The organism is Micromonospora sp. WMMD1155 (assembly GCF_029581275.1).
Lineage (GTDB): Bacteria > Actinomycetota > Actinomycetes > Mycobacteriales > Micromonosporaceae > Micromonospora.
In genome coordinates this window covers 3,295,354-3,308,037 of record NZ_CP120742.1, presented here as the reverse complement: position 1 = coordinate 3,308,037, position 12,684 = coordinate 3,295,354, and the positions used below count along the sequence as shown (strand labels likewise).

Genomic DNA, 12,684 nt, shown 5'->3' with positions numbered 1-12,684 from the left:
CGTGCACAAGATCACAGTCAATGGAGCAAGCATCGCGTACGACGAGGCGGGCACCGGCTCGCCAGTCGTACTGCTGCACGCCGGCATCGCCGACCGGCGGATGTGGCGGGGGCAGATCTCCGCGCTCGCCGCCCGCCACCGGGTCATCGTCCCGGACCTGCGCGGCTACGGAGACTCCGAGCTACCGCCGACGCCGTTCGCGCACCACGACGACGTGGCGGGGCTGCTGGACGCACTCGACCTGCCCCGGGCCGCCCTGGTCGGCTGCTCCTTCGGCGGCGCGGTCGCCATCGACACCGCGCTCGCCCACCCCGGCCGGGTGAGCGCGCTCGCGCTGTTCGACACCGCTGTCTCCGGCAACGAGTGGTCCGACGAGGCGAACGACCTCTGGGACGATCTGGTCGGCGAGGTCGACCCCGACGACTTCGTCGCGGGCGCGGCCGGCGAGGTGCGGTTCTGGGTGGTCGGCCCGGGTCGTCAGCCGGCCGACGTCGACCCCGCGCTCATCGCCTTCGCGCAGGAGATGGACCAGCGCGCGCTCGCCGCCGAGTTGGCGCTCGGCGCGGTCGAGGTCGGCGAACTGACACCGCCGGCCATCGGTCGCCTCGGCGAGCTGACGGTGCCGGTCCTGGTCACCGCAGGCGCGGCGGACGTACCGGACATCCGCCGGCTCGCCGACCGGATCGCCGCCGAGGTCCCCGGCGCGGTACGGCTGCCGGACGTCCCGGACGCCGGGCACCTGTTGCCGTTGGAACGCCCGGAGCCCGTCAACGCCGCACTGCTCGACTTCCTCGGCTGACCACCCCGGCTCACCAGAGCGGGCGGACCGCCCCGACCGGAACTCCGCCGCCGAAGAGCGGCACCTCGGCGTACTCGGTGAGCACCGGGGCGTCCACACCGAGCCGCCGCAGCGCAGAGACCAGCACTGGCATCCGCGCCCGGTCGGCGCCGTCGTCGATCTTCAGGGCGACGGCGCCGACACCCGGCACGGCCACCGTGATCACACCTTCGGCGCCGACCTTGGCCAGCAGGCTCGGAACGCCACGCATCAGCCGGCTGTCATCGGCCTGGGTGCCGCCCACGATCTCCGGGTACGCGCGCATGGCGTCGGCCACCGTTCGCGGCACCGAACCGGGCTCGGCGTCGACCAGCCGGAGGAACGCCCCGGCCAACCCGGTCAGCGACACCGCGAGCACCGGGGCGCCGCACCCGTCCACGCCCACCGCCGCCACCTGCTCACCGGTGAACTCCTCGATCGCCGCCCGCAACCGCTGCTGGAGCGGGTGCTCCGGCCGCCAGTAACCCTCCAACGGCCACCCGGCGGCCTCGCAGGTCAGCAGCATCCCGCTGTGCTTGCCCGAGCAGTTCATCTGTACCCGGGTGGGGCCACCCCCGGCGCGCAGCACGGCCTCCCGGGCCGCCGCCCCCACCGGCAGGTCGGGCGGACAGTGCAGGGCCGAGGCGTCCAACCCGGCCCGGTCCAGCAGCGCGCCGACCCGGGCCAGGTGGAAGTCCTCACCGGCGTGACTCGCCGCGACCAGCGCCACGTCGGCCGGGTCGGTCAACGGCAGTCCGGCACGGAGCATCCCGATCGCCTGCATCGGCTTGCTCGCCGAGCGGGGAAAAATCGGCGAGGTCACGTCCCCGGCGGACGCCACCACGGCGCCGTCGGCGTCGAGCACCACCACCGAGCCGCGGTGCGCACCCTCCACGAACCCGGAACGGACCACCTCGGCGAGCGGGTCGCCACCCTCGTACGTCTTCGTCACGGGCTGGACGGTACCGACGGTCCTGGGGTGCCCGTCGGCGGGGTGACCTGGTGGTCCACCGCCCGGGTGACAGGAGCGCGGGGCGGTTCCGGCCTTACAACCCGAGCAGCTCGCGAGCCTCGGCGGTGGTCAACGGCGGACGCTGGGCGAGCTGAGCGAAACCCACCGCGCGGGCGACCAGTTGCATGTTCGACTCCACCGGGCGGCCCTTGGCGTACGTCACGGTGTCCTCCATGCCGACCCGCAGGTGCCCGCCGGTCGACAGCGAGGCCAGCATGACCGGAATCGTGCTGCGGCCGATGCCGGTGGCCGAGAAGGTGGTGCCCTCGGGCAGGTCCCGCAGCATCCGGTGGGCCGCCACCAGTGTCTCGGTGGTGCCCGGCATGCCTCCCGGCACACCCATCACGAAGTCGACGTGCACGTGCCCGCCGGCCGGCAGCCCGTACTTGCCGAGGAGACGCTGCAACGCGGACAGGTGACCGAGGTCGAAGATCTCGTACTCCGGCACGATCCCGCGCTCCTGCATCCGGGTGTGCAGGTCGACGATGAACTCCCACCGGTTGAGGAAGACGTCGTCGCCGAAGTTGACAGTGCCCATCGTGCAGGAGGCCATGTCCGGTCGGGCGTCGAGGACGGCCAGCCGGGCGGCCTCCGGGTCGGTCACCGCACCACCGGAGGAGAGCTGCACGATCAGGTCGGTGCCGTCCCGCAACGCCGCCACGGTGTCGGCCAGGCGCACCGGGTCGAGGGTCGGCCGCGCCTCGTCGTCACGGATGTGGACGTGGATCACGGAAGCGCCGAGCGCCTCGCACTCCTTGGCGGTGAGCAGCAGCTCGTCGAGGGTCACCGGCAGCGCCGGCACCTCCGCCTTGGCCGACTCAGCGCCGGTCGGGGCCACCGTGATCAACGTCCCTGTCGTCATGCCGGCGATCCTAGACGCCCGGGTCAGGACGGGTCGATCGCCGCCGCCGTCTCGCCGACCAGCAGCGCGGCGTCGTCCGGCACGTTCCGCTTGACCACAGCGAGCGCCACCTGACCCAGCTCGTGGTGCAGCACGGCGGTGCCGACGAAGCCGACCGCCCGGCCGTCGAGCATCACCGGCGTACCGGCCGCGGGCGGTTGGTCGGTGGTCACCCCGTCCAGATGCAGCAGTACGAGGCGACGCGGCGGCCGGCCCATGTTGTGCACCCGCGCCACCGTCTCCTGCCCCCGGTAGCAACCCTTGTCCAAGTGCACGGCGGGACCGATCAGGTCGACCTCGGCCGGGATCGTCCGGTGGTCGGTGTCCACCCCGACCCGAGGTCGGCGGGCGGCCACCCGGATCGCCTCGTACGCCCAGAGCCCCGCGACCGGCACCCCGGCACCCCGCAACTCCGCCACGACCTGGTCCATCGCCGAGCGGGGCACCAGCAGGTCCACCCCGAGCGGAACCCGTCGGGCCCAGCCACCGGTGGGCAGCGGCTTCACGTCGTACCGGACGCTCGCCCGCTGCGGCACGGCACCGTGGGCGAACTTCGGACCCGGCACCGCGACCAGGTCCGGCTCGGCCAGCCCGGTCACGCCGAGCGTGCCCAGAGCCTCCGTCGCCGCCGGCCCGACCAGCGACAGCAACGCCCGCTCCGCGGTCGCGTCGCGCGGCTCGACCTTGCTGAAGAACCGCATCTTCTGCAGGTAGGCCAGCAGGCCCTCGGTCGCCCCCGGCTCGGTGTCCAGCCAGGCGGTCTCGCCGTCCTCGGCGACCACTGCGTGCTGCTCGATGTGGCCGTGCGGGGACAGCACCAGCAACTCGGTGCCCTCACCGGCGGCCAGCGCGGTCAGGTGCTGCGAGGTGACGGTGTGCAGCCAGCTCGCCCGCTCCTCCCCGGGCACCGCGACGACCCCCCGGTGCGACCTGTCGACCAGGCCGACGGCGGTGTCGAGGGTGCGCTGCTCACGCAACGGGTCGCCGTAGTGGGCGGCCACCCCCCGCACCCCGGCCGCGACGTGCGCCGCGTCCGGCTGATCACGGCTGGCCTCGTCGATGCTCTCGACGGCCACCGCACCCGCGATGTCGATCATTTGTCGTCCCCGTTCTCGCAGCGTACGCAGACGCCGAAGAGTGACACGTGCCCGATGTCCACCCGGAACCCCCGCTGCGTGGCCAACTGGTCGGCGAGCGGGCGCAGCATCTCCGGATCGATCTCGTCGATCGCGCCACACTCCCGGCAGACCAGGTGGACGTGTTGGTGCTCACCCGCCGCGTGATAGGTCGGCGAGCCGTGCGACAGGTGGGTGTGGGTGACCAGGCCGAGCCGTTCCAGCAGTTCGAGTGTGCGGTAGATGGTGGTGATGTTGACGCCGGCGGCGACCTCCCGCACGGCGGTGTGCACCTGCTCCGGGCTGGCGTGCCCCAGATCGAGCACCGCCTGGAGGACGAGCTGCCGTTGGGGCGTCAGCCGCAGCCCACGGGCCCGCAGCATTTCCGCGAGGGAGGATTCGGACACGGTCCGATCATAGTTCGGCAATCGCTGCGACCCCCTGCGAGCGGCCCGTCGCCGCTACGCTCGGCGGTCATGGTGACGTCGTCCGCCGGAACCGCCCCGGCCTCTCCGAGCACCCGGATCGCCGTGCTCGGTCGGGGCCTGATCGCTGCCGACGAGCCCGTGCTCCGCGGCGACGACCTGGGGGTCCTGCGCGGCGACGGGCTCTTCGAGTCGATGCATCTGCGCGAGGGCCGGCCGTGGCTGCGCGACGAGCATCTGGCCCGGATGACCACCGCCGCGGCGGCCGTCGAGCTGGACCTGCCCCCCACCGACGCCCTCGTCGACCTGCTCGACACGGTACGCACGGGCTGGCCCGTCCAGGTGGAGGGCGCGCTGCGGCTGGTCTGCACCCGAGGCTCCGAGGCCGGCGGCCCACCGACCGTCTACGCCACGTTGAGCGAGGTGCCGGCGTCGTCTCGGGCGGCGCGACGCACCGGGATCACCGTGGCGATCCTGCCGCTGGGCGTGCCCGCCGACTCGCGTACCGGCCTCGACTGGTTGCCGGCCGGCATCAAGTCCACCTCGTACGCGGTCAACAGCGCCGCCCGCCGCTGGGCGCACCGGGCCGGGGTGGACGACGTGCTCTGGGTCTCCTCGGACGGGTACGCCCTGGAAGGGCCGATCGCGAACGTGGTGTGGTTCACCGGAGACACGCTCTGCACGGTGCCGGCCGCCACCACCGGCATCCTGCCCGGCACGACCGTGGCGTGGCTGCTCGCGCACGCCCACGAGTTGGGCCTGGGCGCCGCCGAACGGATGGTCACGCCGACCGAGCTGCACGACGCCGACGGGGTGTGGTTCAGCTCCTCGGTACGCGGGCTCGTCGAGGTCCGGACGCTGGACGGGGTGCGCCGGGACCACTGCCCGCGCACCCCCGCCCTGCAAGCCCTGCTGGGTTTCCCCGTCTAGCCTGCCGGGTTTCCCCGGCTGGTCAGCCGCCGACCCGGACCAGCCGGCCTGCCGGGTTTCCCCGGCTGGTCAGCCGCCGACCCGGACGAGCCGGGCGGAGAGGTGCGGGCTGAGCCCGTGCCCCATGGCGGCCATCTCCTGGGCGTAGAGCAGCGCGCCCTCGACGATGCCGAAGAGCCGGTGACCGCCGGTGACCTCCTTGGCGGTCGGGGTCCGGACCACCGCGTCGGTGGCGAACTCGACCTGCGTGCCGGTGCGCTTGCCCAGGTGCAACTCCATCACCCCGGTCGGCGTGGTGAGCACCGCCTCCAGCTCATCGGTCGCTCGCCCGTCCACCAGCACCGGCCGCCACCAGCCGACCTCCCGACCGGCCGGGCGGACCGGCTTGCTCTGCTCGTCCAGGATCCAGGCACGGGACTCGTAGTGCAGGAACGGCCGCCCGTCGTGGCTGATCCGGATCTCCTGGGCGTAGTCGAAGTCCTCGATGGTGGGGAAGCCGCCCTTGCCCCGGCCACGCCACAGCCCGATGTAGGGCAGCAGGCCGTCCAGGGCGGGGTGCAGCTTCGGCCCGACCCGCAGGTCGAAACTCTCCTCGAACGGGTACTCCTCAACCGGCGGCGCGTTCAGCCACGGCGGCTGCAGCGGATTCTCGCTCACCGAGCCGTCTCCGTTCGCGACTGCGGGGCTCGCAACCCCGGCTCACTCCTCGCGCTCACTGGACCACCTTCGTTCGCGACTGCGGGGCTCGCAACCCCGGCTCACTCCTCGCGCTCACTGGACCACCTTCGTTCGCGACTGCGGGGCTCGCAACCCCGGCTCACTCCTCGCGCTCACCAGCGTCCTCTCGACATGCGTACGGCAAGGTAGACCAGGCCACCGGCGAGCCCGCCCAGGCCCGCGACCAACAGGCTGACAAACCCGATCTCGGTAACCATCCCGACCATCCTATGCTGGGCCACATGGCCCGCACTCTCGTCGTCAAGGCCACCGCGGGGGCGGACGCCCCGGAGCGGTGCGCGCAGGCGTTCACTGTCGCCGCGACGGCTGTCGCGGCCGGGGTGGACGTGTCGCTCTGGCTGACCGGTGAATCGACCTGGTTCGCGGTGCCCGGTCGCGCCCAACAGTTCGAGCTGCCGCACTCCGCGCCTCTGGCCGAGTTGTTGCACGTCATCCTGACCAGTGGCCGGGTGACCGCCTGCACCCAGTGCGCGGCCCGACGGGAGATCGGCCCGGACGACGTGCTGCCCGGGGTCCGGATCGCGGGTGCCGCTGTCTTCGTCGAGGAGGCGATGACCGAAGGCGCTCAGGCGTTGGTCTACTGAGCATCCTCGGAGTGCCGATACCGACCCGACATCTCGGGCGACTGCCTACGATTCGGATGTGACCGAGGCGGCGGAGAGGTTCTTCGAATCACTGCCGGCGCGCGCCCCCGACGTCCTGGTCGGCCTGCCCGAGGGGACCCTCCAGATCGACCTCGGCAGCGACCACCGGACCGAGCACTGGCTGGTCCGGATGGGACCAGGGTCGGTGCAGGTCACGCGCGAGCGCGGCCCGGCCGACGCCATCTGGTACAGCAGCGAGACTCTCTTCGACCGGCTGATCAGCGGTGCGGCCCAGGGTGTCGCGGCGGTGCTGCGCAACGAGAGCACGTTCAGCGGGAACGTGGTGCTCTTCCTCGCCTTCCGCCGGTTCTTCCCGAGCCCGCCCGGCACCCGCGACCCCCGCGAGACGGCGCGCAGAGCAGCCGGACGACCGGCGTGAGGAACCTCGTCAGCATCCTGGACGGCAACACCTTCCTGGTCAGCGATCACCGGGGGGACATCGAACCGTCCCACGACTTCCCCACCGGGTTGTTCTCCTTCGACACCCGCTTCCTGTCCAAGTGGATCCTCACCCTCGACGGCCAGCGGCTGCACGCCCTCTCCACGGACGACGGCGAGTCGTACCGCACCAAGTTCTTCCTCGCCCCCGGCGAGCCCACGCACTACCTCGACGCGAAGGCGTCGGTGATCCGCAGCCGGGCCATCGTGGGCAGCTTCCAGGAGGAGCTGACCGTGCTGAACCACACCGGCACGGAGGTCGAGTTCACCGTTCGGATCGATGTCGAGGCCGACTTCGCCGACCTGTTCGAGATCAAGGACTCCCGCCGCAAGCGCGGCACGACCACGATCACGGCCTCCGACGACGAACTGCGACTCAGCTACCGGCGAGAGGCGTTCCACCGGGAGACGACCGTCACGACCACCGCGCCGGCGCAGGTCGACGCCGACGGGCTGACCTTCCGCATCCGGATCGCCAGCAACAGCAGGTGGACCACCCGGCTGCACGTGTCCAGCGTGGTCTACGGGGCGCGCGGTGAGGACATCCGGGCGACCCTCCCGTACGGGGGGAGCCGCAGCGCGGACGCGATCCGGGCCGAACAGCAGGAGCTGATCGACCGGGCACCGAAGCTCGGCTGCGACTGTGAGCCACTCGCCGGTGCGTACCGGCGCAGCCTCAACGACCTGGCCGCACTGCGCTACGAGTCGATCGCCCTGGGCGTGCGGCTGATCGCCGCCGGGCTGCCCTGGTTCATGACGTTGTTCGGGCGGGACAGCATCATCACGTCGTTGCAGGTGCTGCCGTTCCTGCCGGAGCTGGTCCCGCCGACCATCCTGATGCTGGCCGGCCTGCAGGGGCAGCGGGTGGACGACTTCCGGGACGAGGAGCCCGGCAAGATCCTGCACGAGCTGCGGTACGGGGAGACCGCCGGCTTCGAGGAGCAGCCGCACTCGCCGTACTACGGGTCGGCCGACTCGACACCGCTGTTCGTCATCCTGGTCGACGAGTACGAGCGTTGGACGGGTGACGACGCGCTGGTCCGCCGACTGGAGCCGCAGGTCCGCGCGGCGTTGAGGTGGATCGACACGTACGGCGACCTGCTCGGCACCGGTTACCTCTGGTATCAGACCCGCAACCCGGAGACCGGTCTGCAGAACCAGTGTTGGAAGGACTCCTGGGACGCCATCTCCTACGCCGACGGTCGGATGCCCGGCTTCCCCCGGGCGACCTGCGAGTTGCAGGGGTACGCGTACGACGCGAAGATCCGGGCCGCCCGGCTGGCCCGAACCTTCTGGAACGACCCGGCGTACGCCGACCGGTTGGAGCGGGAGGCCGCCGATCTCAAGCGGCGGTTCGACCGCGACTTCTGGATCGCCGACCGCGGCTACTACGCGCTCGCGCTGGACGCCGACGGGCGGCAGGTGGACGCGCTGACCTCGAACATCGGGCACCTGTTGTGGAGCGGCATCGTGGACGAGTCCCGCGCCGGCAAGGTGGTCGAACAGCTGCTCGGGCCGCGTCTGTTCTCCGGGTGGGGCGTGCGGACGCTCGCCGCGGACGAGGGGCGGTACAACCCGATCGGCTACCACGTGGGCACGGTGTGGCCGTTCGACAACTCGATCATCGCGTGGGGTCTGTGGCGGTACGGCTACCGGAAGGAGGCCGGGCTGATCTGCGACACGATGCTGGCGGCGTCCCGGTACTTCGATGGACGGCTGCCGGAGGCGTTCGCCGGCTACGCCCGTGACCTCACCGACTACCCGGTGGAGTACCCGACCGCGTGCAGCCCGCAGGCCTGGTCGACCGGCACCCCACTACTGCTGCTGCGGGTGATGCTCGGGTTGGACCCGCAGGGCGAGCACCTGATCATCGACCCGGCCGTGCCGCCGGGGATGGGCCGCGTCGAGCTGCTGAACATCCCCGGCCGGTGGGGCATGGTGGACGCGTTGGGCCGCAGCCACGAATCGGCGGATCAGCCGCAGGGCGACTGACTCGACTCAGTCCGGGCAGCCGACCGTGGCGGCCACCCGGGTGGCGTCCGGGCCGACCTCGGCCAGCACCGTGACCTGGCCGGTGCGGTACGCGTACACCGGTGGTTCGTCCAGCAGGGGGGCGCCCCCGGCCAGCGGGGCGAGCGCGGCCGGCGAGGTGGTCGAGCCGGGACCACCCACGGAGCGCACGGTGTGGGCCGAACCGCCGCCCGGGCAGGGCGCGCTGACCAGCTCGGGCGTCGCGTCGCCCGGCCCGCCGAGCACCCCCAGCGCCGCAGTCAACGCGGCGGCCTCCGGGCCGGTAGCGGCGGCCGGGGACGGCGCGTAGCCCGAGCCGACCGGCCGGCAGCCGGTGTCGACGACCAGTCGGACCTGACCGTCCGCGGTCGGTCGCCCCTCGACGGCCACGAACTCACCGGCGTCGGCGTAGAGCTCCGGGCCGTTCAGCCCGGACCCGACCCGAGCGCGCCAGTCGGCCGGCAGTCGCTCGGCGATCCCGGCCAACACGGCCCGTTCGGTGCCGGTGGGCGCGAGCACGCCCACGTCCCGGCGCAGCCTCGCCCCGTCGGCGAACGGGGTGACCCGGCAGCCTTCCGCGACCCGCGCCGCACCCAGGTCGAGCAGACCGGCCGTCCCCGCCGCGCGGACCAGCTCGCCGACCGCCCGGTCGACCACCGGGCCGGCCTGGTCGAGGGAGCGCTGCTCGCGCACTGTCGGCGGGTCGTCGCGGACCGATGTCCAGGTGAGCACCGCCAGCACCACGGCCCAGGCCGCCGTCGCAACCAGCAGCCACCGCCGCCACGGCCGGGCCGGCACCGGCGCCACCGGACCACCCGAAGAGGTCCAACCCGTCTGGACAGCACTGCTCACCCGGCCATGGTGTCACGCCCGCGCCGCCGAGCCGGCAGCGCCGCGGCCCGACCTCGGGCGGCGGCCAGAGGTCAGGCGGGCTGCGACGGCTCCTGCGGCGACCTCGGCGGTGCGGCCGGCGTCGGGCCGGGCGGCGACGGGAACAACATCGCCCGCAACTCGGCCAGGTCCGGGCAGCTCACCACCTGACCGACCCCGTCCAGTCGTCGGAGCACCCGCTCGACCATGGCGGCATCCGCGCTGACGCACACGACCATCGGAACGTTCTCACCGGACGTGCCGCCGCCACTCGCACCAACCTCGACATCCACCAGTAGATAGTGACGCATGCCGATTGATGCGGTGAAGCCGCACCAACTCCCGGCTATCATGCGAACTCATACAGTTATCGGTCGGTGTGACTGGTGTGACTGGTCGGGCTCCCCAGCCTGACGACTGTCGCAGAACCGACATCGCCATACCCGAAGAGCCGGTCCCGTCGATTAACGATGGGTAGTGGACTAGTGACGCGGGGATCCAGAACGTGGTCCGCGTCGTCGGAGGGAGGCACTAGAGTGACGCCAACAGCGACGTCGTCGACGGCGAGAGGACCAGCAATGGGCACCGCCATCGTCAAGACTCCGGAGCAGCTGCGGGAGTGGCGCGCTCGGCTCCTGGCGCGCGTCCACATGAACAAAGAGACACTCTACGAGTTGGGACGCAACTTCGAGCTTCGTCCCGACGAACGCAGCGCCTACGAGATGGTCCGTTCCATCGACTACCTGCTCGGCGATGACAACTGACGGGACGACCGTCTCTCCGGAACTGATCGCCAAAGCCAGCGCCTTCGCCGACGACATCACCAGCCGGCTGCACCGAGTGGTGAGGACAGAGAAGAATCTGTCCGCGCTGCTGATGCCCGGCAGGAACGGCGGCCGCGTCATGGTAGGCATCGTCGAGGGGGACGATTTCGGCACCTTCCGCTGTACATCGACAACAAGCATCGTTGGCTAAGTTCCACTTCCCCCTCGGCGGACACCGCTTCCGGCCCTGCGTCGAGGACGTGCTGCAAGCCGTGGTCGAGGAATTCTGCGTCGACGCGGTCGAGGGGTGGCGGAGCGCTGTCGGTGAGGGCCGAGAGCAGTGGCGCAAGCTTCAATTACTGGCTGCGGTACGCGACGCCCCGGGAATCGCCGCTCGAGCACTCGAGGAGTTGAACTACAAGGTGGTCCCACCCGAATCAGCTCCTGCCGACAACCACAGCAGGATGCAGGCGTACTGACGCAAACGGCGGGGGCCGGCCACCCCTGGCGGGTGACCGGCCCCGGTCGATCAGAGCGTGGGTCAGGCGACGGTGACGGCGACCTCGTTGATGCCCCGGCCGGCGGTGACGGCGGTGTCGCCGTTGCCGTGCCGGGACAGCGCCCGCAGCGTCCACGAGCCCGGCGCGGCGAAGAACCGGAACTGACCGGCGGTCGAGGTCACCACCTCGGCGGTGAACTCACCGGTCGAGTCGAGCAGCCGGACGTACGCCCCCGGCACCGGCTCGTCGTCAGCGGCGCGGACGATCCCGGTGATGACGGTCTCCTTCTCCAGGTCCAGGCTGGCCGGCAGCGGCGCGGCCTGGTCAGGTGCGGCGCAACCGGCCGCGATGGGAAGCGTCATGATCACGCCTCCCCGGGTTCGTCGCCGAGCGCGACCGGCACACCGACCAGCGAGCCGTACTCGGTCCAGGAGCCGTCGTAGTTCTTGACGTTGCGGTGACCCAGCAGCTCCTGGAGCACGAACCAGGTGTGCGAGGAGCGCTCACCGATGCGGCAGTAGGCGATGGTCTCCTTGCTGTCGTCCAGCCCCGCGTCGCCGTAGATCTTGCGCAGCTCGTCGTCGGACCGGAACGTGCCGTCCTCGTTGGCCGCCTTGGACCACGGAACGCTGATCGCGGTGGGGATGTGGCCGGCCCGCTGCGCCTGCTCCTGCGGCAGGTGGGCGGGGGCGAGCAACCGACCGGCGAACTCGTCGGGGCTGCGCACGTCGACCAGGTTCTTGGTGCCGATCGCGGCGACGACCTCGTCGCGGAACGCCCGGATGGAGGTGTCCGGCTCCTGCGCGACGTACTGCGTCGCCGGGCGGGTCACCGAGTCGGTGACCAGCGGACGGGCGTCCAACTCCCACTTCTTGCGACCGCCGTCGAGCAGCTTCACGTCGCCGTGGCCGTAGAGCTTGAAGTACCAGTACGCGTACGCGGCGAACCAGTTGTTGTTGCCGCCGTAGAGGATGACGGTGTCGTCGTTGCTGATGCCCCGCTCGGAGAGCAGCGCCTCGAACTGGGACTTGTTGACGAAGTCCCGGCGGACCTGGTCCTGCAGGTCGGTCTTCCAGTCAATCTTGATGGCGCCGGCGATGTGGCCGGTCTCGTAGGCCGAAGTGTCCTCGTCGACCTCGACGAAGACGACGCCCGGGGCGTCGAGGTTCTTCTCGGCCCACTCGGCCGAAACGAGTGCGGTGTCGCGACTCATCGAATCACTCCCTGGTGAGGATGGATGGTGAGCCAACGCGCGAGTTTCGATGGTTTCTGTCGCACCACGCGCGGGACCCAGCGGAAGGACGGGATCACGGGTTCGTGCGACGGCGCCGCTGCCGGGCGTTCGGTGGGATGACCGGAGGGTTGGAGAACCCCGTGCCGGTGGCCGCCGTCAGGCGGCCGGAGACAGCCCCGCCGTCAGATGACGGGGCGACACAGGCAGGTGGCCACGCGGCACAGGTCGACCGCGCGCCGTTTGGTGAGGTGGGTCCCCATGGTCAGCGAGCCTACCAGTCAGTGAC

Annotated in this window: 18 protein-coding genes and 1 pseudogene; 8 read left to right on the top strand and 11 right to left on the bottom strand. The window is 71.5% G+C overall.

Annotated features, from left to right (window positions below):
* Position 1 precedes the first annotated feature (1 nt).
* Positions 2-799, top strand: a complete 798-nt coding sequence (locus O7617_RS15100; RefSeq protein ID WP_282264277.1) for an alpha/beta hydrolase — start codon at positions 2-4, stop codon at positions 797-799.
* Between the two features lie 10 nt (positions 800-809).
* Here the strand turns inward: O7617_RS15100 and O7617_RS15095 are convergent, their stop codons facing one another.
* The 4 genes from O7617_RS15095 to O7617_RS15080 all read right to left on the bottom strand — a co-directional run bounded on the left by O7617_RS15095 (position 810) and on the right by O7617_RS15080 (position 4,252).
* On the bottom strand, positions 810-1,769 hold the full coding sequence (locus O7617_RS15095) for an asparaginase (protein WP_282264276.1): 960 nt from the start codon (positions 1,767-1,769) through the stop codon (positions 810-812).
* Between the two features lie 94 nt (positions 1,770-1,863).
* Positions 1,864-2,691, bottom strand: coding sequence for a 3-keto-5-aminohexanoate cleavage protein (locus tag O7617_RS15090; protein WP_282264275.1), 828 nt, complete (start codon positions 2,689-2,691; stop codon positions 1,864-1,866).
* 23 nt (positions 2,692-2,714) lie between these two features.
* Positions 2,715-3,827: a folate-binding protein gene (locus O7617_RS15085; RefSeq protein ID WP_282264274.1), complete on the bottom strand. Its 1,113-nt coding sequence runs from the start codon at positions 3,825-3,827 to the stop codon at positions 2,715-2,717.
* Positions 3,824-4,252, bottom strand: a complete 429-nt coding sequence (locus tag O7617_RS15080) for a Fur family transcriptional regulator (RefSeq protein ID WP_088987421.1) — start codon at positions 4,250-4,252, stop codon at positions 3,824-3,826. The genes O7617_RS15085 and O7617_RS15080 overlap by 4 nt, the downstream gene beginning before the upstream one ends.
* A gap of 69 nt (positions 4,253-4,321) precedes the next feature.
* Between O7617_RS15080 and O7617_RS15075 the strand changes: the two genes are divergently transcribed.
* Positions 4,322-5,200 carry an aminotransferase class IV gene (locus O7617_RS15075; RefSeq protein WP_282264273.1) on the top strand — a complete coding sequence of 293 codons (879 nt, stop codon included), beginning with the start codon at positions 4,322-4,324 and terminating at the stop codon, positions 5,198-5,200.
* 69 nt (positions 5,201-5,269) lie between these two features.
* Here the strand turns inward: O7617_RS15075 and O7617_RS15070 are convergent, their stop codons facing one another.
* The gene (locus tag O7617_RS15070; protein ID WP_282264271.1) at positions 5,270-5,857 is read right to left on the bottom strand and encodes an FABP family protein; all 588 of its coding nucleotides are present in this window, start codon (positions 5,855-5,857) and stop codon (positions 5,270-5,272) included.
* A gap of 173 nt (positions 5,858-6,030) precedes the next feature.
* Entirely contained in the window at positions 6,031-6,135 is a 105-nt protein-coding gene (gene mtfM, locus O7617_RS15065) for a small membrane protein MtfM (RefSeq protein ID WP_282264268.1), read from the bottom strand.
* 12 nt (positions 6,136-6,147) lie between these two features.
* Between mtfM and O7617_RS15060 the strand changes: the two genes are divergently transcribed.
* The 3 genes from O7617_RS15060 to O7617_RS15050 are packed head-to-tail and all read left to right on the top strand — an operon-like array spanning position 6,148 to position 9,012.
* On the top strand, positions 6,148-6,522 hold the full coding sequence (locus tag O7617_RS15060; protein ID WP_088987418.1) for a DsrE family protein: 375 nt from the start codon (positions 6,148-6,150) through the stop codon (positions 6,520-6,522).
* A gap of 58 nt (positions 6,523-6,580) precedes the next feature.
* Positions 6,581-6,961 carry a hypothetical protein gene (locus tag O7617_RS15055; RefSeq protein ID WP_282264265.1) on the top strand — a complete coding sequence of 127 codons (381 nt, stop codon included), beginning with the start codon at positions 6,581-6,583 and terminating at the stop codon, positions 6,959-6,961.
* Entirely contained in the window at positions 6,958-9,012 is a 2,055-nt protein-coding gene (locus O7617_RS15050) for a glycogen debranching N-terminal domain-containing protein (RefSeq protein ID WP_282264264.1), read from the top strand. Before O7617_RS15055 ends, O7617_RS15050 begins: the two co-directional genes overlap by 4 nt.
* Positions 9,013-9,018: 6 nt before the next feature.
* On the opposite strand, the gene O7617_RS15045 is transcribed toward O7617_RS15050, so the two are convergent.
* Both O7617_RS15045 and O7617_RS15040 read right to left on the bottom strand, forming a co-directional pair.
* Positions 9,019-9,882, bottom strand: coding sequence for a hypothetical protein (locus O7617_RS15045; protein ID WP_282264262.1), 864 nt, complete (start codon positions 9,880-9,882; stop codon positions 9,019-9,021).
* 131 nt (positions 9,883-10,013) lie between these two features.
* A pseudogene (locus tag O7617_RS15040) lies at positions 10,014-10,139 on the bottom strand (transcriptional regulator); the annotation flags it as partial.
* Positions 10,140-10,478: 339 nt separating this feature from the next.
* Between O7617_RS15040 and O7617_RS15035 the strand changes: the two are divergent.
* From O7617_RS15035 to O7617_RS15025, 3 genes are read left to right on the top strand one after another with little or no spacing between them, the layout of a single operon-like run.
* On the top strand, positions 10,479-10,664 hold the full coding sequence (locus O7617_RS15035; RefSeq protein WP_282264261.1) for a hypothetical protein: 186 nt from the start codon (positions 10,479-10,481) through the stop codon (positions 10,662-10,664).
* Positions 10,654-10,875 carry a hypothetical protein gene (locus O7617_RS15030; protein ID WP_282264260.1) on the top strand — a complete coding sequence of 74 codons (222 nt, stop codon included), beginning with the start codon at positions 10,654-10,656 and terminating at the stop codon, positions 10,873-10,875. Before O7617_RS15035 ends, O7617_RS15030 begins: the two co-directional genes overlap by 11 nt.
* Positions 10,868-11,143, top strand: a complete 276-nt coding sequence (locus O7617_RS15025; RefSeq protein WP_282264259.1) for a hypothetical protein — start codon at positions 10,868-10,870, stop codon at positions 11,141-11,143. The genes O7617_RS15030 and O7617_RS15025 overlap by 8 nt, the downstream gene beginning before the upstream one ends.
* Positions 11,144-11,205: 62 nt before the next feature.
* On the opposite strand, the gene O7617_RS15020 is transcribed toward O7617_RS15025, so the two are convergent.
* The 3 genes from O7617_RS15020 to O7617_RS33465 all read right to left on the bottom strand — a co-directional run bounded on the left by O7617_RS15020 (position 11,206) and on the right by O7617_RS33465 (position 12,658).
* Positions 11,206-11,526, bottom strand: coding sequence for a DUF1416 domain-containing protein (locus O7617_RS15020; protein ID WP_282264258.1), 321 nt, complete (start codon positions 11,524-11,526; stop codon positions 11,206-11,208).
* 2 nt (positions 11,527-11,528) lie between these two features.
* Positions 11,529-12,377 (bottom strand): sulfurtransferase, encoded by an 849-nt coding sequence (locus O7617_RS15015; protein WP_282264257.1) that lies wholly within the window; start codon positions 12,375-12,377, stop codon positions 11,529-11,531.
* A gap of 203 nt (positions 12,378-12,580) precedes the next feature.
* Complete coding sequence (locus O7617_RS33465; protein WP_310503780.1) at positions 12,581-12,658, bottom strand: Ms5788A family Cys-rich leader peptide; 78 nt, start codon at positions 12,656-12,658, stop codon at positions 12,581-12,583.
* Positions 12,659-12,684: the final 26 nt, after the last annotated feature.

Excerpts from the sequence above, each read along its gene's own strand:
- O7617_RS15090 (WP_282264275.1), bottom strand. The coding sequence starts at position 2,691 with ATGACGACAGGGACGTTGATCACGGTGGCCCCGACCGGCGCTGAGTCG.
- O7617_RS15085 (WP_282264274.1), bottom strand. The coding sequence starts at position 3,827 with ATGATCGACATCGCGGGTGCGGTGGCCGTCGAGAGCATCGACGAGGCC.
- O7617_RS15075 (WP_282264273.1), top strand. The coding sequence starts at position 4,322 with ATGGTGACGTCGTCCGCCGGAACCGCCCCGGCCTCTCCGAGCACCCGG.
- mtfM (WP_282264268.1), bottom strand. The coding sequence starts at position 6,135 with ATGGTTACCGAGATCGGGTTTGTCAGCCTGTTGGTCGCGGGCCTGGGC.
- O7617_RS15060 (WP_088987418.1), top strand. The coding sequence starts at position 6,148 with ATGCTGGGCCACATGGCCCGCACTCTCGTCGTCAAGGCCACCGCGGGG.
- O7617_RS15035 (WP_282264261.1), top strand. The coding sequence starts at position 10,479 with ATGGGCACCGCCATCGTCAAGACTCCGGAGCAGCTGCGGGAGTGGCGC.
- O7617_RS15030 (WP_282264260.1), top strand. The coding sequence starts at position 10,654 with ATGACAACTGACGGGACGACCGTCTCTCCGGAACTGATCGCCAAAGCC.
- O7617_RS15020 (WP_282264258.1), bottom strand. The coding sequence starts at position 11,526 with ATGACGCTTCCCATCGCGGCCGGTTGCGCCGCACCTGACCAGGCCGCG.
- O7617_RS15015 (WP_282264257.1), bottom strand. The coding sequence starts at position 12,377 with ATGAGTCGCGACACCGCACTCGTTTCGGCCGAGTGGGCCGAGAAGAAC.
- O7617_RS33465 (WP_310503780.1), bottom strand. The coding sequence starts at position 12,658 with ATGGGGACCCACCTCACCAAACGGCGCGCGGTCGACCTGTGCCGCGTG.